Here is a 20,092-nt window from a genome sequence, read left to right on the forward strand (position 1 = left end):
TAATATTTCTGAGCCGTGCGCAGCACTGCGGTCCACCTGCATTATTCTTTATTCTTTTTTCATTATTCTTTCTATTTCGCCCGTTCCTTTTCGGAACGGGCGAAATAGAACATCCACTGCTGCAAAATTCCGGCATTGCCATAGGCTGGGAAGGGGTTCTGGCCCGCGTAATGCTGGTCGATCACACGCTGGATCCACACATCCACGGGGGCACACTCCATGCGGCCATAGGCAAACAGGGCCACGCAGTTGGCCACCTTGATGCCCACGCCGTGCTGCTGCATCAAAGCTTCCAGCAGCCGGGCATCGGGCAGGGTTTCCAGCGCGGCAAGGTCCAGCGCTCCCGCTGCAACCGCCTGGGCGGCAGCCAGAACATACGGGGCGCGGTAACCCAGCGCACAGTCCCGCAATGCCTGCTCCCCTGCCGCGGCGAGTGCCTGCGCCGTTGGGAACGCATACAGCACATTCCCGCCCGGCTGCAGTAGCGGCGCACCGTACCGGGTACACAGCGTTTCCACGCAAGCCTGAATGGCCGGGATATTTTTGCGCTGGCTGATGATAAAGGTAACCAGCATCTCCCAGGCGTCCTGGCGCAGAATGCGGATGCCCGCCCCGGCCCGGGCCGCTGCGCAAAGGTAGGCATCCTGTTTGGGCACCGCGGCGCGGATGGCCGCATAATTGCGGTTCAGATCAAAATAGCGGTGCCAGAAGCCCTGCCATTCTTCCGGGGTACAGCTAGCTGTATACGTATCACCGCTGCCGGGCTGCAGGTACAAAAGCTTATCCCCGGCCAAAAACCGCCAGCCCTGCGGCGTTTGCGCAATGCGGAACGCCTGGCCGCTGGCGGCTATTTTTTGCAGATCGAAATCACCCGGTATCGTTACGGTCATGGCTCACGCAGCACCTCCAGCATGCGGCGGGCGCTGCCTTCCCACGAGTATTTTTGCAGTACGGCGGCGGCATCCCGGCCGGGGGTTACATGGTCCACACTGCCGTGGTTGGTGGAAAGGTCAATGTAATCAGCGTGGGAGCCGTAAATTTCCCGCATGCAGGGGGTATTGCTCACCATCACGCGTGGAGCACCGCAGGCAATGGCTTCCAGTGGGGGGATGCCGAACCCCTCATACAGCGTGGGGAACAAAAACGCCTTGCAGTTTTCCATCAGACTTTTGGCTTCGCCGTCCGTCACATAGCCAAGGTACATCACGTTATTCAGGTGGTCCAACCCCAAGGCAGCGGCCTCTTTGGCAAGGCTGCCGCCGCCCGCAATTGCAAACATAACCTGGGGTTTGCTCTGCGCAGCGCGCAGCACCCAGGGAAAGTTCTTATTTTTAAGTAGGTTGGACATTGAGAAATAATACTCGCCCTTTTTCAGCTGCGGCCACTTGCTGTACTCACCAAACAGCATGGGGTCAGGGCGCACGCGCTGCATATGCTGCCAGGCGTTATACACCACGGTGATCTTTTCGGGGTTCACATGGTAATATTTCACGATTTCGCTTTTGGAAAATTCCGAGACCGTCACGATTTTTCTGGCCTTTTTGGCAATGGCCGCATACTGCATGCAGTGCCAGACAGCGCTGGTGCGGCCGCGCAGGTCGGTATAAAAATCCGGGCGTGCTTTATAGCACACATCATGCACCACGGCAATGCCCTCGTTCCCACGGTGGAACATGGGAATAACGTTGCACATGCCCAGCCAGCAGCGCCCGCTTTGTGCCAGATATCGGCCATACACCCGCTGCCAGCCCAAAATGCCGCTGGACTGCGGCAGGGTGACCACCTTGATATTGCGGTATTCGGGAACGATACAATCCGGCGGAACCGCCACTTCCAGCTCGCCGGGTTCCAGCATGGGGTCCATGGCAGCGAGTATTTCCCGCGCATAGCGCTGGATGCCGGAAAGCTGCTGCACAAAAAACGAACCGTCTACTGTATACTTAGGCATTTTCATTCTCCTTATAAACGGCACCGCGTTACTGCGTCAGGATGCCGTATTGGTATTTGCACTGCAAAATGCGTTGCACGCTTTCGTCCAGTCTCTGCTGGGGGATGGTACCATCCTGCACAGCTTCCAGCACGGCGGTATAGGCATCGGCAAGGCCGTTGGGCATCAGCAGCAGGTCTGCACCGGCCTGCAGCGCCTTGACCGCCGCCTGACCGGGGGTATACACATCGGTGATGGCCTGCATCGCCAGCGAATCCGTCACGATCAAGCCCTGATAGCCCAGCTCCCCGCGCAAAAGATCGGTCAGCATGACGCTGGAAAGGGAGGCCGGGGTATCGTCCCCTGTTACCTGCGGCACGGTAATGTGGGCCACCATAATCAGCGGAGCATTGTTCACATTTTGGGCAAAGGGCACCAGCTCACAGCTGCGCAGGTCATCCAGCGTTTTGTTCAGCGTTACGGTGCCAACGTGGGTATCCTCGCTGGTATCGCCATGGCCGGGGAAATGCTTGAGGGTGCAGGCAATGCCCGCATCGGCAAACCCGGCGCACGCCCCGCCCACAAGGTCGGCGGCGGTCTGCGGTTCACTGCTGAACGCGCGGGTACCGATGACCGGGTTATCGGGGTTGGTGTTCACATCGGCCACAGGGGCAAAATCCAGGTTAAAGCCGTATTCTTTTAAGTAGCCGCCAATGGTGCGGCCCATGGCGCGGGCATCTTCCGGGTTACCGGATGTTCCCACCGCCGCAGCGCTTTCGTATTGGGGCAGGTCAAACGCGGCATTGTTGGCAAGGCGCGCCACCAGACCGCCCTCCTCATCAATGGCAGTAAAGAGCGGCGTATCGCTCGCCTGCTGCAAATCGTCCAGGAATTGGGTGATCTGCTGCGGGCTTTCCAGATTTTTGCCAAAGATCACCACGCCGCCCACCGGGTACTCCGCCAAAGTCTGGCGCATGGCATCCGTCAGTTCGGTCACGCCGTCCGCCTTGGCATCGTTGATCTGGTCCTGCGTTTGGCTCAAGTCCAGGGAATCGGGTCGAACCAGAAAGAGCTGCCCCACCTTTTGTTCCAGCGTCATCTCCTCCAGCAGCTGCTGCACGGGGTCCGGCTCCGGGGTGGGCTGTTCCGTGGGTGCTGCCTGCGTGGTTTTGGCTTGCTGTGTTGGTGCTTCGGTCGGCTGGGCCGCCTTATTGGGGAGTACATCTTTTGGGGCAGCAGAACAGGCGCACAAGACTGCCGCCAAAACGGTTGACACAAATGCCGCGAATCTTTTTTTCATGCTTACCGCCCCCTGCTGTTTGTCTAGGGTGTATCCTCTAATAAGATAAACGAAGAAGTCATCCAAATTGTTACATAAAAGGCATTTTTCCTATCCATATTTTCACAGGGAAATATCTTTGCCTTAAGGCAATACCGCATAATTCTAAGTGCTGATACGGCGAGCGAGGTGCGGCAGATGCTAAGCCAAAAGCGCAGATAATACTGGATGCTGCAAAGGTGAGCGCCGCCAGTGGCGGAAACAGCGAACCGAAGCAGGGGCAGCGGTCGCAGAGTGCGAGGGGCTTTTGCCCCCGAAGCACGATGCGGGTACCGCAACCCGACATTATCGAGCATTTTGGCAACGCAGATGCCGTGCCGCAGCCGCCGGAGCGGTGCTTAAGCCGTCAGGCGGGAATTGTGCGGTGCTGCCTTTGCCTTAAGTTGGCGGGTGCACAATGTGCGCCCCTGCGGTCACTATAGGGAAATGCCATTTTCCCCGCACAACGCGCACTGCTGCATATGCTGGCCTTGCGGCGTGTTTTATTGTATTTTGATTATACCATGCCTCGCGGCAAAATGGAACGGAATTTACAGGAATCAAGTGGTAAAATCCCGCATTACTCTGCAAAAAGCCCTCGACACAGTGGTTTGGCACCGTGCCGGGGGCTTTGCATTGGTTCAGGCTTTGCTGCCGGACCGATTATTCATCATCAACGGTATTGTCATTGCCAACCGGGTCTTCGGCGGCAACATCGGCGGTTTCGGGGGTGGCTTCCTCCTCGGCTTCCAGCGCTGCCTTGTCATAGGCAAAGGCGTTCAGGGCGTCAGTGCTCACTTCATACACAACGCCTGCTGCGCCGGAGCTGCGCAGGTAGCACAGGGTATCGTCCTCGGCATCGTTGCCGCCAAAGCTGCACTGGATGCTGGTGCCGTCCGATGTGATCAGGGTAACGATGGCATTGGGGGTATCCAGACCATACACGGCATCGGCCTGCGGTTCGGTCACGCTCCACTTGGTTTTCAGATCGCAGATGGTGCTCGCCATCTTTTTGACGATATCCTGATTCAGGTTATACTCCGCATCATCCGTCAGCGTCCAGGTGCTGTCATTCTGGTCAAAGCTCAGGGTTCCGCCGTTGGCGGTCTGCACCACCATCTTGGTCACATCGTCCACATCTATGTCCGTAATGCTCTGGGCGGCATACAGCTGCTTTGCGGTTTTGCAGATGCCGCTCAGGGCCGAACTGTCCAGCGTATACACCGGGCCGTCTGCGCTCAGGCGGGCATACCAGTTGTTTGTGATGGAGTTCTTGCTGCCAACGGTCAGCGTCCATTCGGTATCTGCCGTTTTCAGGCTCAGCTCATAAGTCGGGGTATCAAAGCCCATGCTGGCAACGTCGGCGTCATCGCTCAGTTCGCGCAGCGCGGTCAGAGCGGTCATGCTGTCGGCAACGCCTTGGGCCTTACTCTGGTCAAGGGGCAGCGCGGGGTCAGAATCCAGTGTCCAGGTATCATCCGTTTTGGTCAGGGCGGATTCCAACGTTGCGCCATCGCTGGCGTCTTTGTAGGCAATCGCGGTCACGCTGTCAGCATCCAGGCTGCACAGTGCAATGCTGGTATCCTCTTCCTCGGTGTCTGCATGGTTCAGCACGCCAAGGGCAACGCCCAGCACAACCACCACGGGAACCAGCACAAAAAGGGGCAACATTTTCTTTGTGTTCATTGGCTGTTATCTCCTAAGGTTTCTGCGGCACTGGAAATATCAACGGCGGCGGCGCACCAAAGTGATGGCAATACCGGCCACGATAAAGGCCAGCGGCACCACAATGGTAAACAGCAGGCCAAGCAGCATGATGGCCTTGGCAGGTACCGTCAAGGTTTCGGCGCTCATACTCTTGCTGTCAATCACCACACCGTTTTCTTCGCCGGTCATCCAGTTCACGGTACTTGTTAGTAGCTGTGCGTTGCCACCAATCAACAACGAGGCATATTCCCTAGCGACATACTCTATCCCCTTGCTGTTCAGTAGATTAGCGCAGTTCACCCACACTACCTTTGCACCAGTGGTGCTGTTGCTGGCGGCAACGGCAATGTTAAAGGGGCCGTTGGGGTCATTTGCCCCCTGCTCAGCGGTGGATGCCTGGGCGTAATCCTGCATGGCGTAAGCCGTGCTACTGGTGCTCAGCAGGGTGGTCAGGGTCAGGTCATCGGTGCTGTCGCCTTTCACAATGCCCTGTGCCACGGGGGTAAAAACATGCATGCCGTCGGTCACGCCCGCGGTGATCTCGTTAGAACTCAAGTTCGGCAAAAGGCACGTCTGTGCAGTGCCGTAAAGGTAATAGCTGCTGTCATTTTCAATCACAAGGCCTTCCTGGCGGGTCATGCCGTACTCTGCCAGCAGGGCATCCAGGTTGGGGGTACTCACCGTCAGATCGGTGGTCACAAACAGGTGGCCGCCGTTTTCCAGATAGGTCTTGATGGCAGCGGCATCCAGGGTGGAAAGGTCCGCCTGCGGGTCGTTGATCAGCAGGGCTGCGGCATCTTCGGGCACTGTATCGGTGGTCAGCAGGTTCAGGTCCTGCATGGTAACGCCGGAATTATCCAGCGTTTCGGTAAAATCGCTTTCCAGACTGGATTCGCCGTGGCCGGTCAGCTGGTACAGCACATAGCTGCTCTCCCGCGTGACCTTGGCAATGCCGGAGGACAGCGCGTTCTCAGCGGAGAAGCTCATTGTGTAACTGCCGGTGGTATAATAGCTGGAATAATCCGCCGTATACATATCATTGTAGTCCACCACGGTGTGGTTATCCCCGCATACAAGGATCACGCTGGAGGAGCTTGCGTTCTGCGCGTCATACTGCTGTGCAAAGGTGGGGTACAGCGCGGGGTCGCGCTGCTGCCAGGTAAAATGGCTGCTTTCGCCCGCATAGCGGTCCAGAATTCGCGTAATGTTGGAATCCTCGTTGCCGGTTTCCGCCAGGTAATAGGCGGTCACATCGGTGTTCAGTTCCTGCAGCATGGTTCTGGTGGTATCGCTCAGGGTGAACATTTTGCCGGTGGAAATATCAAACTGGGTAAACTTGGTGGGCACCGCGCCCACCACAAGGTTGAGCAGAATTACCAGCACCAGCACCACAACGGCCAGCACGCTGGCGTAAGCACCGCTGCGCAGGCTGCGGCGGCGCGCTGCCTGCTGTGCCTGGTTAGGGGCAGGGGCATTGGCCGCGTTCTTTTTCTTAAAGTTCATCGTCGGACCCCCCTCATTAATTCCAGCGGCGGCGTTCCAGTGCCTGACCCGTCAGGAAGAGGAACAGTCCCGCCACCGATAGATAATACACAATGCCGGTCACGCTGAACATGCCGCCCACAAAATCCGTAAACGGCTGGAACAGTGCCAGCGCGCCAAGCACGCTGTTAAAGCCGGTCAGCAGCCAGGCCGGGCGCAGCTTAAACAGCAGCACCAGCACCACGGCACCGCCGCAGAACACCGCGCTGCCCACCGTGACATTTTTGCAGGCCAGACCGACCAGCAGAGCCACAACCGCCAGCACCACGCAGAACACGATGAATGCCAGCGTGTTGCCGCTGGTGAACAGGCTCTTGATGCCGTTCATCAGGTAGCAGATCAGCAGCGCACCAAAAGTAGCCAGGTACGCAATGATCTGGTTTTCCGTCAGGGCGGAGACAAAGGTGCCGATGGCAATGCAGGCAGCGCCCATCAAAAAGTACGCCAGCCAGGTGGCGTAAGCGCTGGTAAGGGAGATGGTGCCAAAGGCCGTGAGCACCAGCGGCATGATGGCCGCTGCCGCCATGGGCACGGCAAACACCGCCAGCTGGGCAAAGTACTTCCCCATCACGATAGAAGGGATACCCACCGGGCTGGTGAGCAGCAGCTGGTCGGTTTTATTGCGGCGTTCATCCGCAAAGCTGCGCATGGTCAGCGCCGGCAGCAAAAACAGCATGACCAGCGTGGTAGAATACAAAACGGTTGAAAAATCCGACGTGCCATACACCAGGCAGTTGGCGGAGTAATATAACCCGATAAACGCCAGCATAACACCAATGACAACATAGCCGACCAGGCTGGTGAAATAGCTGCGCAGTTCCCGCTTAAAAATGGCAAACATGGCTCACTCTTCCTCCTTTTGGTCGTTTTCGGCTTCCGGTTGTTCCGGAGTATCATCCGCCGGGGCCTGCGGTTCGGCAGGCTCAGCAGACTGTTCCGGCTGTGCGGCAGCCGCTTCCGGAGCCGGTTCTTCGGTTTCTTCCGGCCGGGCTTCCTCCGGTGCAGTCTCGGTGATCTGTAGGAAGATATCCTCCAAACTCATCGTATCGCTTGTCAGGGACACAACCGGGCAGCCAGCTTCGGCCAGTGCCTTGGACAGGGCCGCGCGCAGGTCTGCACCGGTGGTGCTGGTGGCGGTAAAGCTGACTTCATCGCCCTTTTCTGCGGTCACGCGCAGGTCGGTCAGGCCCTCCACCTTGGCGGCAGCGGCCAGAATCTGTTCTTTGGTGCCAAGTGCCGTGGCGGCAATCATGCCGCGGGCAGCCAGCTGGGCGGCCAGCTCTTCCGGCGTGCCCTGGGCGGCCACTTTACCGTGCGCAATAATCAGCACGCGGTCACAGATCGTCTGCACTTCGCTCAGGATATGGCTGGAAAGGATGACGGTGTGGGTCTCTCCCAGGTCATGGATGAGGTTGCGGATCTCGATCATCTGGGCGGGGTCCAGGCCAACGGTGGGTTCGTCCAGAATGATCACCTTGGGGCTGCCCAGCAGCGCAGCGGCAATGCCAACGCGCTGGCGGTAGCCTTTGGAAAGGTTGCGGATCAGCCGCTTTTCCATCTCCTGCAGCCCAGCGCGCTGCACGGCCTGCGCTACATCCTGCACGCGGTCCGCTTTTTTCTTTTTGCCTTTCAGCTCGCTGACAAACAGCAGGTATTCCTGCACAGTCATATCGGTATACAGCGGCGGAATTTCCGGCAGGTAGCCGATGCAGGCTTTGGCCTCCTTGGGCTCTTCCTGAACATCATGGCCGTCAATGGCAACGGTGCCGCCCGTGGGCGCAAGATACCCGGTGATCATGTTCATTGTGGTGGATTTGCCGGCGCCGTTGGGCCCCAGCAGGCCGTAAATACAGCCGTCCTGCACAGTGAAGCTGATATCATCGACCGCAGTGTGTTTTCCGTAACGCTTGGTCAAATGCTTGACTTCGATCAATGGATGCACTCCCCTTTTCTTGGGGGCCGCCCGCCGCAGGGCAGGCGTACCCCTGAACTATCCAGAAGTATACTGCCTATTTGTGAAAATTGTGCGTCGTTTTTTTGCCAGGATGTGAAAATTGTGTGCACATGCAAAAGCACCCCTGCGCGGCTGCAGGGGTGCCAAATCAGCTTATTCTTTTGCTGCTTCGTTTCTTTTGCGGGGGGCAGCTTTACTTTTTCTGTTTTTTCCGCTTTGCTTTCACAATGACGTCTGCAATGTGCATGGCAACATCATCCTTGCTTTGCAGCGGCAGCGCGGTGGAAATGCTTTCGGTAATCAGGGTTACAACGTTGGTATCCACGCCAAAACCGGCGCCGGGCACCTTGACATTGTTGGCCACAATCATATCCATGTTTTTCTTGTGCAGCTTGGCAGTAGAATTTTCGATCAGATCTTTCGTTTCCATCGAAAAGCCGCAGACAAACAACTGCTCCGGCTTGTGCTCGCCGACCCAGCCCAGAATGTCATCCGTGCGTTCCAGCTCAATTGAAAGTTCACCATCGTGCTTTTTGATCTTATCCTGCGCCACCTGGGCCGGGCGGTAGTCCGCCACAGCGGCGGCCATCACCAGGGCATCCGCATCCATGGCGTTGGCCTTGACAGCTTCAAACAGTTCTGCCGCGGTGGCAAAAGGCACCATTTTGACAAACGGAACCGGCGGCAAGTCGGAAGATGTCAGCAGCGTCACATCCGCGCCGCGCAGCATACAGGCGCGGGCCACGGCATAGCCCATTTTGCCGGTGGAATGGTTTGTCAGGTAGCGCACCGGGTCCATCGGTTCGCGGGTGCCGCCAGCGGAAACCACCACTTTCATGCCCTGCATGTCTTTTTCGTGTTCCAGCTCCCGTGCCACATAGTCCACCAGAACGCCTTCATCGGGCAGGCGGCCGGAGCCCGTATCGCCGCAGGCCAACAGGCCGGAACCGGAGGGAATGACGGTGAAACCGTAATGTTCCAGCGTTTTCAGGTTATCCTGGGTGATGGGGTTTTCCAGCATATGGGTGTTCATGGCAGGGGCCACCAGCTTGGGGCAGCGGGCCGCCAGGGTAACGGTGGTCAGCATGTCATCCGCCAGGCCGTGGGCCAGCTTGGCGATCACATTTGCGGTTGCCGGGGCGATCAGCATCAAATCCGCCGCGTTGGCCAGCGAAACATGGGCCACATCATACTGGAAGTTGCGGTCAAAGGTATCCACAATGCAGCGGTTGTTGGTCAGGGTTTCAAACACCAGCGGGGTGATAAACTCCGTGGCGTTTTTGGTCATCAGCACATGCACATTGGCGCCGGCTTTGGCCAGGGCATGGGCCACATTGGGCATTTTATAAGCAGCAATCCCGCCGGTAATGCCCAGCACAATGGTTTTGCCTTTCAGGTTCATGATAACACATCCTTATATTTGGCCGGGCTTCTGGCTGCCCGTATTGTTCTGCTTTTAAGTATATCCTGCCGGGGGGCAAAAGTAAAGGCAATACCGCATAATTCTAAGTGCCGATACGGCGAGCGAGGTGCGGCAGATGCCAAGCCAAAAGCGCAGATAATACTTTGTGTATTATCGAGCATTTTGGCAACGCAGATGCCGTGCCGCAGCCGCCGGAGCGGTGCTTAAGCCGCAAGGCGGGAATTGTGTGGTGTTGCCTAAAGGGAATTCAACAGTTGGCAAACGGGCTGCGAACTGCTATAATAAACTGTAATTTTACATTCTGCGCATTTTATACTTTTATAACAGGGCAATTCTGCATCATTCTAAGGCAATACCGCACAATTCTAAGCACCGCTCCGGCGGGAATTGTGCGGTGTTGCCCTAAGCCTATCGAACGGGAAACATTGCCGGGTTGCCAAGGATACGAGGTTTTACCCTATGATTCTTGCAGTTGATATCGGTAACAGCAACATCTGCATTGGCGGGCTGGATGGCATGAAGGTGCTGTTCACCGCACGCATGGTCACCCGCCCGCGCTGCACCGGGGATGAATACACCGCCGAGCTGAAATTTCTGCTGGGCCGCCTTGGCGTTACCCCTGAAGCCTGTGAGGGCGTTATCGTGTGCAGCGTGGTGCCCGACCTGACCAAAGTTCTGGCCGATGCCTGCACCCGGCTGACCGGGCGCAAAGCCATGCTGGTCAGCCCTGCACTGAACACCGGGCTGACCTTTGCGGTGGACGCTCCGGACCGCGTGGGGCGGGACCGCATTGCCGATGCCACCGCCGCAGCCGCCCACTATCCCCTGCCCTGCATGACGGTGGACCTTGGCACGGCCACCACCTATAATGTCATTTCTTCCAAGCGGGCGTTCCTGGGTGGTTTTATCCTGCCCGGCGTGCAGACCAGCCTGCGGGCCATCAGCAGCGGCACAGCGCAGCTGCCGCCTATCTCGCCCGAAACACCGGATCACCTGATTGGCCGCAACACGGTGGAATGCCTGAACAACGGCGTGATGTTTGGCACCGCAGCCATGCTGGACGGCCTGGCTGCCCGTGTGGAAGCCGAACTTGGCGAGCCGCTGACCGTGGTTGCCACCGGCGGCCTGGCCCCCTGCATCATGCCCTGCTGCACCCGCAAGGTGATTTATGATTCTGACCTGTTGTTCAAGGGGCTGGCGATCCTGTACAGCAAAAACGCCGAATAAGCAAGTTTGCACGTTTTGTATTCTGCCTGCTATCAGAAAAGGGACCGGCATTTTCTGCCGATCCCTTTGTTTTATGTATTTTCCGAATGTTTTAGGCAATACCGCATAATTCTAAGTGCCGATACGGCGAGCGAGGTGCGGCAGATGCCAAGCCAAAAGCGCAGATAATACTGGATGTCTTATCGAGCATTTTGGCAACGCAGATGCCGTGCCGCAGCTGCCGGAGCGGTGCTTAAGCCGCAAGGCGGGAATTGTGCGGTGTTGCCTTTACATATCCGGCGTAACCATCACAGCGCCGTAATTGCGCACGCTCAGCACATGGCAACTGCCCGCGCCAAACACAGCGTCAATGGCGTTCTTGTAGGTTTCCAGCAGTGCCAGCGGAACAAATGCCTGGATGGTACCGGCAAAGCCGCCGCCCTGCAAACGCCATGCGCCGCGGCCGTTCAGCACCTTCTGGCTGATGGCCAATGCCAAAGGCACGCCCTGCTCCTGCGGGTTCTTGATGCTGTAGGCGTTCTGGTTGAACTCAAAGCTGGAATGGCCGCCCTCAATGATCAGCTGCAGGAAGCGGTCAAAATCATCTGCCTTGATGGCTTCATAGATTTCCCCGGCGCGGCGGCTGTCATTATAAAAATGGATGGCACGCACCACGGCGCGGTCGCCGGTCACTTTGCGCACTTCGGGGATGGCTTTCAGGAAGGTTTCCTCGTCCACATCGCGCAGAACCTTTTTGCCAAAGAATTCGGCAACGCTCTCCATCTCGCGGCGCACAGCGGCATAATCATCGGTCAGGTCAGCGTGGCTGCCCTTGGTATCGCTGATGCAGAGTGCAAAGCCCTTGGCTGCCAGATCAAACGGAACTTCGCGCACGACCGGATGGCCCACTTCCTTAAAGTCGATGGTGATGACCTTTCCCACGGCGCAGGCGGTCTGGTCCATCAGGCCACAGGGCTTGCCAAAGAAAACATTCTCAGCATACTGGCTGATCATGGCGTTTTTGACCTGGTCGAAACGCTTCATGTCATTATCGTTGTACTCGCCGCGGAAGATAGCACCCATGCACACCTCAAAGGCAGCCGAGCTGGACAAACCGGAACCGCCCAGAACGTCAGAGGTGGTGTAACAGTCAAAGCCGCCCACCTTGCCGCCGTCTTTCACAATGCCGGCAGCCACGCCGCGGATCAGGCTGGCGCTGTGCTCTGCTTCAACGGGCTGCGGGGTCAGGTCGCGCAGATTCACATCGTCGATCTTACCAAAGCCGTGAGAAATCACGCGTACAACGTTCTCGTCATTCTTGGCAACCACAGCAATGATATCCAGGTTTACGGCAGCTGCAATCACCACGCCGTTGTTATGGTCGGTATGGTTGCCGCCGATCTCGGTGCGGCCGGGTGCCGAGTACAAACACACTGTGCGGCCCGTGCCAAAGTTTTCTTCAAAATGGTCGATCATATCCACATAACGGACACGCTGGGCTGCCACAGTAGCAGTGTCTGCCCCATACAGCTTGGCAAAAGCCTGGTCGTAACCGCCGTTCAAGATATTTTGTTTCAGTTCCGCACTCGTTGCCATCGTTCATACACCTTTCTTCGTTTGGCTGTCCCTTGTAAAATATGCACAAAAACCGCGCGTTCTTTTTAGCTATGCAGCGCATTTTAGGCCAGTATCACGGCTTCTTGTACTCAGTATAACAAATTTTAGCAGGATGTAAACATCTTTTTTCAACGCGATTATGGACTTTTGATGAATCTTCTGATATAATGGTAAAAAATGTGCTTCATCCTGTTCCGGCCTGCTGCGGTGGGCCCTGTTTTGGGAGCAGAATGGCGAACCACAACCAGATTTTGCAAGAGTGAGGGATTTGGTATGCCGACCATCGCAAAGCAATCTTATAAGCAGAACTATACCGATAATGTAGAGCTTTCCATTTTTAATTGTGGCCACGAATACTGCCAGCCGGGCCACACCTGGGGCCCCGGTGTGCGTGACCATTACCTGATCCATCTTGTTGTTGCGGGCAAAGGTGTGTATCAGGTCAACGGCGCTGCCTATAATTTGCAGGAGGGTGATCTCTTCCTCGCCAAACCCAACCAGCTCATCACCTATGCGGCAGATGAAACCGACCCGTGGGAATATTACTGGGTCGGCTTTAACGGTGCCTGCGCCAACAAGCTGGTGCAGCAGACCCCGTTCAGCGATGTGCAGCCCGTGCACCACTGCAAAGACCCCCAAAGCACCCGTGAAACCATTTATAATATCTACCTGGCCCGCGGCCCGGAACCGCAGTGCGAAGCCCTGATGACCGGCTACCTGTACCTGTTCATGGCCCAGCTGATGAAGGAAGCGCGCGAAGCCATGCCCAACACGCCGTCTTCCAGCAGCCAGTATGTGTTGGCCGCTATCAAGTATATTCAGTTCAACTATTCCCATGATATTTCGGTAGATGACATCGCCAAGGCGGTTGGGGTCAGCCGCAGCCATCTTTACCGCGTGTTCATGTCCAATGTAGGCCAAAGCCCGATTGACTATTTAACGGGCTACCGCATCAGCGAAGCGTGTTCCCTGCTGAAAAACACCGGGCTTTCCATCGCCGAAATCGCGGTCTCCGTCGGCTTTTTTGACCAGTTCTATTTTTCCCGCGTGTTCAAAAAGGTCAAAGGCGTTCCCCCCAGCAAGTACCTTGCCGCGCTGGAAAAAGACCCGCAGCTGGGGCTGGTATAAGCCATTTTCACACAATGTCCCACCATACGGCAGCACCTTGCTTTTTGGTGCTGCCGCTCAGTTTTTACCGACAGACTGATATATTTGCCATAACATTAGAGCAAACGGAGCAAACCATGTCTTTGAAGAAAAATCAGATTTTTGAAACCACGATTGAAAACCTTTCCAGCGATGGCAGCGGCGTTGCCCATGTGGAAGGGCAGGCCGTTTTTGTGCCCGGCGCGGCACCGGGGGATGTGATCCGCTGCCGCATTGTAAAGGCATTGAAAAGCTATGCTTTCGGCCGCATTGACGCGATTTTAGCCCCCGGCCCCGGCCGCGTTGCGCCGGATTGTGCCGTGTGCACTCCCTGCGGCGGCTGTGGCCTGCGCCATTTGAGCTATGCTACGGAATGCGAGGCGAAAACCGGCTTTGTGCGGGATGCTTTTGCCCGCCTTGGCGGCTTTGATGTAAGCAGCTTTGAGTTTTCGCCCGTTCTCGCCCTGACGGACCACACCGCACACTACCGCAATAAGGTCCAGCTGCCCGTTGGGCTGGATGCCGATGGCCATGTCGTAACTGGTTTTTACGCCGGGCGCACCCACCGTATCGTCCCCTGCCCCGATTGCAAATTGCAGCCGGAGTGGATGAACGCCCTGGCCCGCCGGGCTTGTGCGTTACTGGAAGCCAACGGCATTGCCCCCTATGACGAGGAAACCGGCAAGGGCCGCGTGCGCCATTTGTATATGCGCCAGGGCTGGCACAGCGGTCAGCGCCTGCTGTGCTTTGTGGTAAACGGCAACGGCCTGCCCAACGAAGCCGAGATCTGCCGCACCTTGCAGCAGGAGTTCCAGCTGACCACCGTGCTGATCAACCGCAATACCGCCCGCACCAACGTGATTTTAGGGCGGGATACCCGCACCGTGCTTGGCCCCGGCGTGATTGAGGATACTTTGGCCGGAGTGCCCATCCAGATGGGTGTGCACGAGTTTTATCAGGTCAACACCCCCGCTGCCGAGCTGCTATACGCCAAGGCGAAAGAGTTTGCCCGGCTGCAGCCGGATGACTTTTTGCTGGACCTTTACTGCGGTATGGGCACCATTGGCCTTTCGATGAAGCCGCACTGCCGCCGCCTGGTCGGCGTTGAGGTTGTGCCGCAGGCAGTGGAAGGTGCCAAAACCGTTGCTGCGCATCTTGGCCTGCCCCCGGAGGAAGCCGATTTTTACTGCATGGACGCCGGCGAAGCCGCGACCCGCCTTGCCAGCGAGGGTGCCCACCCCGATGTGATCGTGGTGGACCCCCCGCGCAAAGGCTGCGATAACGCCACCCTGACTGCCATTGTCCAGATGGCCCCACGCACCCTCGTCATGGTCAGCTGCAACCCCTCCACCGCCGCCCGCGATGCTAAGTTCCTGTGTGAACAGGGGTATACGCTGGAAAAGGTTCAGCCCGTGGATTTGTTCCCAAGGACAAGGCACGTCGAAGCGATAGTTTCGCTACAAAGAGAAATCTAGTAGAAATCCTCCGTTTTACGTTATTTTCTCGTCACGTTGTGTTCGATGGCGAGGGCGATAAACTCCGCAACAAACGCATTGAAAATCACATTACTGTTTCGGTGGTAATTGATATGGAGTGCGGAAACACAAAGAATTGAATATCTAACAATCGGCATAGCCGCAGACTTTCACAAAAAGCCTGCGGCTTTTTCTTTGCCCAAAAACAGAAAGGAGGCATCCGTGAAATGGCAGTTTTTCGTGTAGAAAAGAACAGCGGCTACACGGTCATGTCAAACCACCACCTGCGGAACCGGGCCTTGTCCCTGAAAGCTAAGGGCTTACTCTCCCAAATGCTCTCCCTGCCGGAAGATTGGGACTACACCCTGCAAGGGCTGGCCCGTATCAACCGGGAAAGCATTGACGCGATACGGCAGGCCATCCGGGAACTGGAACAGGCAGGCTACATCCAGCGTTCCAGAGAACGGGACGAGAAAGGGCGGCTGCGCGGTTCAGACTATGTAATCTTCGAGCTGCCGCAGCCTGTTCCTGCATCGGTTTCACCTACATTGGAAAATCCAACGTTGGAGAATCCCACGCAGGAAAACCCTACGTTGGAAAATCCAATGCAATTAAATAAAGATAAACTAATTACAGAAAAACAAAAGAAAGAGGGATTAAATACCGATTCCATTCCTATCCATTCCCCAAACCCCTTGCCTTTGGACGAGGACAAGGCAGCGGCACCGCCGCCGGAACGGACGGAAAACCGAAAGGAAGCGGCCTATCAAATCTACAGGGACCTGATTTTGGAGAACATCGAGTATGACACCCTCATCCAGAATCCCCGGATAGACCGGGAACAACTGGACGAGATCGTGGACATCCTGCTGGAAACTGTCTGTACCAGCCGCAAGTCCATCCGGGTTGCCGGGGACGATTATCCGGCAGAGCTGGTCAAGGCCAAGTTCCTGAAACTGGACAGCCATCACATTGAGTTCGTCATGGACTGCCTGCGGGATAACACCACCAAAGTCCGTAACATCAAGCAATACCTGCGGGCCATGCTGTTCAACGCCCCCAGCACCATCAACAGCTACTATGCGTCCCTTGTGGCGCACGATATGGCGCAGCCCGATTGGGGCCGCCCGCCCAACAACTGACCGAAAGGAGCGTCCACCCATGAGAGCCCTTTACCTGCGGCGGCTGGTGGTTCCACCCTAGCTGCCGCTCTGAATTTTCTGCAACAAGGAGGGATTCATATTGCAGGAAGAAGTCACCCAGAAAACCATTGCCCTGTCCATGAAAACGGGCAAACTCACCTCCCAAGCCCTGCAAGCTGCGCTGAAAAAATACTTGCAGCACCGGGCCAAGGGGCCAAAGCTGCATCACGGCAAGCAAAGCCTGAAACAGCTGAAAGCCTACGGTGCATCCCTGACCAACATTGAAGTCACGGAGGCGAGCATCGGGGCGTTCAAGCCATGTGCCAAGAAGTACGGCGTGGACTTCACCTTACGCAAGGACAAGACCACCCAGCCGCCCCACTACATCGTGATCTTCAAGGCCAAGGATGCGGACAATCTGGAACAGGCGTTCCGGGAGTTCACGGCCAAAACGCTCTCCAAAGAGCAGCGGCCATCCATCCGTAAAGTGCTGACCGCAGCCAAGCAGAAAGCCGCCCAGCAGCCGAAACGTGCGAAGGAAAAAATCAAACAAAGGGGGTTAGAGCGATGAAGCCTGAACTGAAAAAACTACTGTTGCTGAATCTGCCGTATCTGCTGTTCGTGTACCTGTTCGCCAAATGCGGGCAGACGTACCGTCTGTCGGCGGGCGTGGATGCTTCGGCAAAGCTGCTCCACCTGACAGACGGTATCTCCGCCGCCTTTGCAAACCCGCTGCCCAGTCTGCATCCGTTTGACCTCTGCGTGGGCGTTACCGGGGCGGTGGCTGTCCGGCTCATCGTGTACAGCAAGGGCAAGAACGCCAAGAAGTACCGCAAGGGCGAGGAATACGGTTCTGCCCGGTGGGGCACCGCCAAAGACATTGCCCCGTACATCGACCCCAAGTTTGAAAACAACATCCTGCTGACCCAGACCGAACGCCTGACCATGACCGGGCGGCCCAAAGACCCCAAAACAGCCCGGAACAAGAATGTGCTGGTGATCGGCGGCTCCGGCAGCGGCAAGACCCGCTTCTATGTGAAGCCCAACCTCATGCAATGCTTTCCCACTTCCGACTATCCCACCTCATTCGTGGTCACAGACCCGAAAGGCACACTGATTCTGGAAACGGGCCAAATGTTCCAGCGGGCAGGCTACCGGGTGAAAATCCTGAACACGATAAACTTTTCCAAGTCCATGAAGTACAACCCCTTTGTCTACATCCACTCGGAAAAAGACGTGCTGAAGCTGGTAAATACCCTTATCGCTAACACCAAGGGCGAGGGTGAAAAATCAGCAGAAGATTTTTGGGTGAAGTCGGAACGGCTGTTCTACACTGCGCTTATCGGCTACATCTGGTATGAGGCCCCGGCAGAAGAAATGAACTTCACCACCCTGCTGGAAATGATAAATGCCAGTGAAGCCCGCGAGGACGACCCGGAGTTTCAAAGCCCAGTGGACCTCATGTTTGAACGGCTGGAACAGAAAGACCCGGACCACTTCGCCGTCCGGCAGTACAAAAAGTTTTTGCTGTCGGCGGGCAAGACCCGTTCTTCCATCCTGATAAGCTGTGGTGCCCGTTTAGCCCCATTTGACATCCGGGAGGTGCGGGAGCTGATGGAGAACGATGAAATGGAGCTGGACACCATCGGGGATGAAAAGACCGTGCTGTTTTTGATTATGAGCGACACGGACACCACCTTCAACTTCATTCTTGCCATGCTCCAAAGCCAGCTTATCAACCTGCTGTGTGACCGTGCGGATGATAAATACGGCGGTCGGCTGCCTGTCCATGTGCGGCTGATTCTGGACGAGTTCGCCAACATCGGGCAGATTCCCAACTTCGACAAGCTGATCGCCACCATCCGCAGCCGGGAAATCTCGGCATCCATCATTTTGCAGAGCCAGTCGCAGCTAAAAGCCATCTACAAGGATGCGGCCGAAATCATTTCGGACAACTGCGATTCTGTTCTCTTTTTGAGTGGGCGGGGAAAGAATGCCAAAGAGATCTCCGATGCGCTGGGGAAAGAAACCATCGACAGTTTCAACACCAGCGAAAACCGGGGTTCTCAAACCTCCCACGGACTGAACTATCAAAAATTAGGAAAGGCGTTGATGTCAGAGGACGAAATCGCAATCATGGACGGCGGCAGGTGCATTTTGCAGCTGCGGGGCGTGAGGCCGTTCTTCTCGGAGAAGTTCGACATTACAAAGCACCCACACTACAAGTACCTTGCGGACGCGGACAAAAAGAATACCTTTGAGGTGGACAGGTTCTTATCCACCCTGCGCCGGAAACGGCAGCAGGTAGTCGCACAGGACGAAAGTTTTGACCTGTACGAAATCGACCTGTCGGATGAAGATGCAGCCGCCGAATGAGGCGGCATTTTTTGAAAAAATTTTTGAGTGCCGCAGAACAAGCGGCAGAAAGTGAGGACCTTATGGAATTTTTCAACAGCGCAGTTGATACTTTGCAGACGATTGTGGTCGGTCTGGGCGGTGCCCTGTGTGTCTGGGGTGGCATCAACCTGTTGGAGGGCTATGGACAGGATAACCCCGGCAGCAAGAGCCAGGGCGTGAAGCAGCTGGTCGCGGGCGGCGGCGTTGCCTTGATCGGCGTGACCCTTGTCCCGCTGCTGTCCGGGCTGCTGGGTTAAGCCCTGTATTGCTGCCCACAATTTTCCGAACAACTAACACCTAAAATCCTACTCCGCGCTCTCCCTCTCACATGGGAGGGCGCGGGAAAGGAGGTATCTTTGCTTGATTAGTGAGATCATCGAGAAATGGATAAAAGGCATTTTGATAGATGGCATCACGGGCAACCTCTCCGGCCTGTTCGACAACGTGAACGCCAAGGTGGGCGAAATCGCTTCGGACGTTGGTTCTACCCCGCAGGCATGGAACAGCGGCATTTTCAATATGCTGCGCAGTCTTTCCGAAACGGTAGTACTGCCCATTGCAGCGGCCATCCTTGCCCTTGTGATGTGCCATGAGCTTATCCAGATGATTACCGAAAAGAACAATATGCACGACTTCGATACTTCCATGTTCTTCCGCTGGATTTTCAAGTCTGCCTTTGCCATCCTCATAGTCAGCAACACATGGAATATCGTTATGGGTGTGTTCGATGCCACCCAGAGCGTTGTCAACCAAAGTTCCGGCGTTATCATTGGCGAAACATCCATCCACTTTGACCGCCTGATACCCGGACTGGAATTTCAGCTAGAAAGCATGACCATCGGCAGTCTGCTCAGCCTGTGGTTCCAGACCCTTGTGGTGGGCCTGACCATGAACATCCTGTCTATCTGCATTTTCCTTGTAACCTATGGCCGTATGATTGAAATTTATGTGGTCACGGCGTTAGGCCCCATCCCGCTGGCGACCATGGGCAGCAACGAGTGGCGCAGCACCGGGCAGAACTACTTGAAGTCTTTGCTGGCACTGGGTTTCCAAGCGTTCCTGATTATGATTGTCGTGGGCATCTATGCGGTGCTGATACGCAATATTTCGGGCGCGGCGGACATTGCCGGGGCTATCTGGGGTTGCATGGGCTATACCGTTCTGCTCTGTTTCTGTCTATTCAAGACCGGCAGCATCAGCAAATCGGTGTTTGGTGCCCATTGAGAAAGGAGCGTTTG

At 56.3% G+C, this 20,092-nt stretch carries 17 protein-coding genes; 8 read left to right on the forward strand and 9 right to left on the reverse strand.

Going from position 1 to position 20,092, the window contains the following annotated elements; genetic code table 11:
* Nucleotides 1–71 precede the first annotated feature (71 nt).
* From PG062_RS00850 to coaBC, 8 genes are all read right to left on the reverse strand, one after another.
* Nucleotides 72–890 (reverse strand): DNA-3-methyladenine glycosylase family protein, encoded by an 819-nt coding sequence (locus PG062_RS00850; protein WP_270750614.1) that lies wholly within the window; start codon nucleotides 888–890, stop codon nucleotides 72–74.
* Nucleotides 887–1,948 carry a glycosyltransferase family 4 protein gene (locus tag PG062_RS00855; RefSeq protein WP_270750615.1) on the reverse strand — a complete coding sequence of 354 codons (1,062 nt, stop codon included), beginning with the start codon at nucleotides 1,946–1,948 and terminating at the stop codon, nucleotides 887–889. Before PG062_RS00855 ends, PG062_RS00850 begins: the two co-directional genes overlap by 4 nt.
* A 28-nt stretch (nucleotides 1,949–1,976) precedes the next feature.
* Complete coding sequence (locus PG062_RS00860; protein ID WP_270750617.1) at nucleotides 1,977–3,227, reverse strand: glycoside hydrolase family 3 protein; 1,251 nt, start codon at nucleotides 3,225–3,227, stop codon at nucleotides 1,977–1,979.
* Nucleotides 3,228–3,908: 681 nt separating this feature from the next.
* Nucleotides 3,909–4,931, reverse strand: a complete 1,023-nt coding sequence (locus PG062_RS00865; RefSeq protein ID WP_270750618.1) for a DUF4340 domain-containing protein — start codon at nucleotides 4,929–4,931, stop codon at nucleotides 3,909–3,911.
* Between the two features lie 39 nt (nucleotides 4,932–4,970).
* Entirely contained in the window at nucleotides 4,971–6,455 is a 1,485-nt protein-coding gene (locus PG062_RS00870; RefSeq protein ID WP_270750620.1) for a GldG family protein, read from the reverse strand.
* Nucleotides 6,456–6,471: 16 nt separating this feature from the next.
* Nucleotides 6,472–7,335: an ABC transporter permease gene (locus PG062_RS00875; RefSeq protein WP_113999028.1), complete on the reverse strand. Its 864-nt coding sequence runs from the start codon at nucleotides 7,333–7,335 to the stop codon at nucleotides 6,472–6,474.
* Nucleotides 7,336–7,338: 3 nt separating this feature from the next.
* Entirely contained in the window at nucleotides 7,339–8,427 is a 1,089-nt protein-coding gene (locus PG062_RS00880; protein ID WP_333559363.1) for an ABC transporter ATP-binding protein, read from the reverse strand.
* Between the two features lie 214 nt (nucleotides 8,428–8,641).
* Nucleotides 8,642–9,850, reverse strand: coding sequence for a bifunctional phosphopantothenoylcysteine decarboxylase/phosphopantothenate--cysteine ligase CoaBC (gene coaBC / locus PG062_RS00885; RefSeq protein WP_270750624.1), 1,209 nt, complete (start codon nucleotides 9,848–9,850; stop codon nucleotides 8,642–8,644).
* Nucleotides 9,851–10,330: 480 nt separating this feature from the next.
* On the opposite strand from coaBC, the gene PG062_RS00890 reads away from it, so the two are divergent.
* Nucleotides 10,331–11,098: a type III pantothenate kinase gene (locus PG062_RS00890; protein ID WP_270750625.1), complete on the forward strand. Its 768-nt coding sequence runs from the start codon at nucleotides 10,331–10,333 to the stop codon at nucleotides 11,096–11,098.
* Nucleotides 11,099–11,365: 267 nt separating this feature from the next.
* Here PG062_RS00890 and PG062_RS00895 read toward each other — a convergent pair whose 3' ends face one another.
* Nucleotides 11,366–12,673, reverse strand: a complete 1,308-nt coding sequence (locus PG062_RS00895) for a galactokinase (protein WP_113999024.1) — start codon at nucleotides 12,671–12,673, stop codon at nucleotides 11,366–11,368.
* Between the two features lie 294 nt (nucleotides 12,674–12,967).
* On the opposite strand from PG062_RS00895, the gene PG062_RS00900 reads away from it, so the two are divergent.
* The 7 genes from PG062_RS00900 (at nucleotide 12,968) to PG062_RS00930 (ending at nucleotide 20,078) form a co-directional block, all read left to right on the forward strand.
* Complete coding sequence (locus tag PG062_RS00900; RefSeq protein ID WP_113999023.1) at nucleotides 12,968–13,822, forward strand: AraC family transcriptional regulator; 855 nt, start codon at nucleotides 12,968–12,970, stop codon at nucleotides 13,820–13,822.
* A gap of 116 nt (nucleotides 13,823–13,938) precedes the next feature.
* Nucleotides 13,939–15,315: a 23S rRNA (uracil(1939)-C(5))-methyltransferase RlmD gene (rlmD, locus tag PG062_RS00905; RefSeq protein WP_270750626.1), complete on the forward strand. Its 1,377-nt coding sequence runs from the start codon at nucleotides 13,939–13,941 to the stop codon at nucleotides 15,313–15,315.
* A gap of 227 nt (nucleotides 15,316–15,542) precedes the next feature.
* Nucleotides 15,543–16,457 carry a DUF6017 domain-containing protein gene (locus PG062_RS00910; RefSeq protein ID WP_270750627.1) on the forward strand — a complete coding sequence of 305 codons (915 nt, stop codon included), beginning with the start codon at nucleotides 15,543–15,545 and terminating at the stop codon, nucleotides 16,455–16,457.
* Between the two features lie 100 nt (nucleotides 16,458–16,557).
* Nucleotides 16,558–17,028 carry a PcfB family protein gene (locus tag PG062_RS00915; protein ID WP_270750628.1) on the forward strand — a complete coding sequence of 157 codons (471 nt, stop codon included), beginning with the start codon at nucleotides 16,558–16,560 and terminating at the stop codon, nucleotides 17,026–17,028.
* Nucleotides 17,025–18,833 (forward strand): VirD4-like conjugal transfer protein, CD1115 family, encoded by a 1,809-nt coding sequence (locus PG062_RS00920; protein ID WP_270750630.1) that lies wholly within the window; start codon nucleotides 17,025–17,027, stop codon nucleotides 18,831–18,833. Before PG062_RS00915 ends, PG062_RS00920 begins: the two co-directional genes overlap by 4 nt.
* 62 nt (nucleotides 18,834–18,895) lie before the next feature.
* Nucleotides 18,896–19,111 (forward strand): Maff2 family mobile element protein, encoded by a 216-nt coding sequence (locus PG062_RS00925; protein WP_005922889.1) that lies wholly within the window; start codon nucleotides 18,896–18,898, stop codon nucleotides 19,109–19,111.
* A 103-nt stretch (nucleotides 19,112–19,214) separates the two neighbouring features.
* The gene (locus PG062_RS00930; RefSeq protein ID WP_223383869.1) at nucleotides 19,215–20,078 is read left to right on the forward strand and encodes a VirB6/TrbL-like conjugal transfer protein, CD1112 family; all 864 of its coding nucleotides are present in this window, start codon (nucleotides 19,215–19,217) and stop codon (nucleotides 20,076–20,078) included.
* The last annotated feature ends 14 nt before the right edge of the window (nucleotides 20,079–20,092 follow it).

This window comes from Gemmiger qucibialis, assembly GCF_027689445.1.
GTDB lineage: Bacteria > Bacillota > Clostridia > Oscillospirales > Ruminococcaceae > Gemmiger > Gemmiger qucibialis.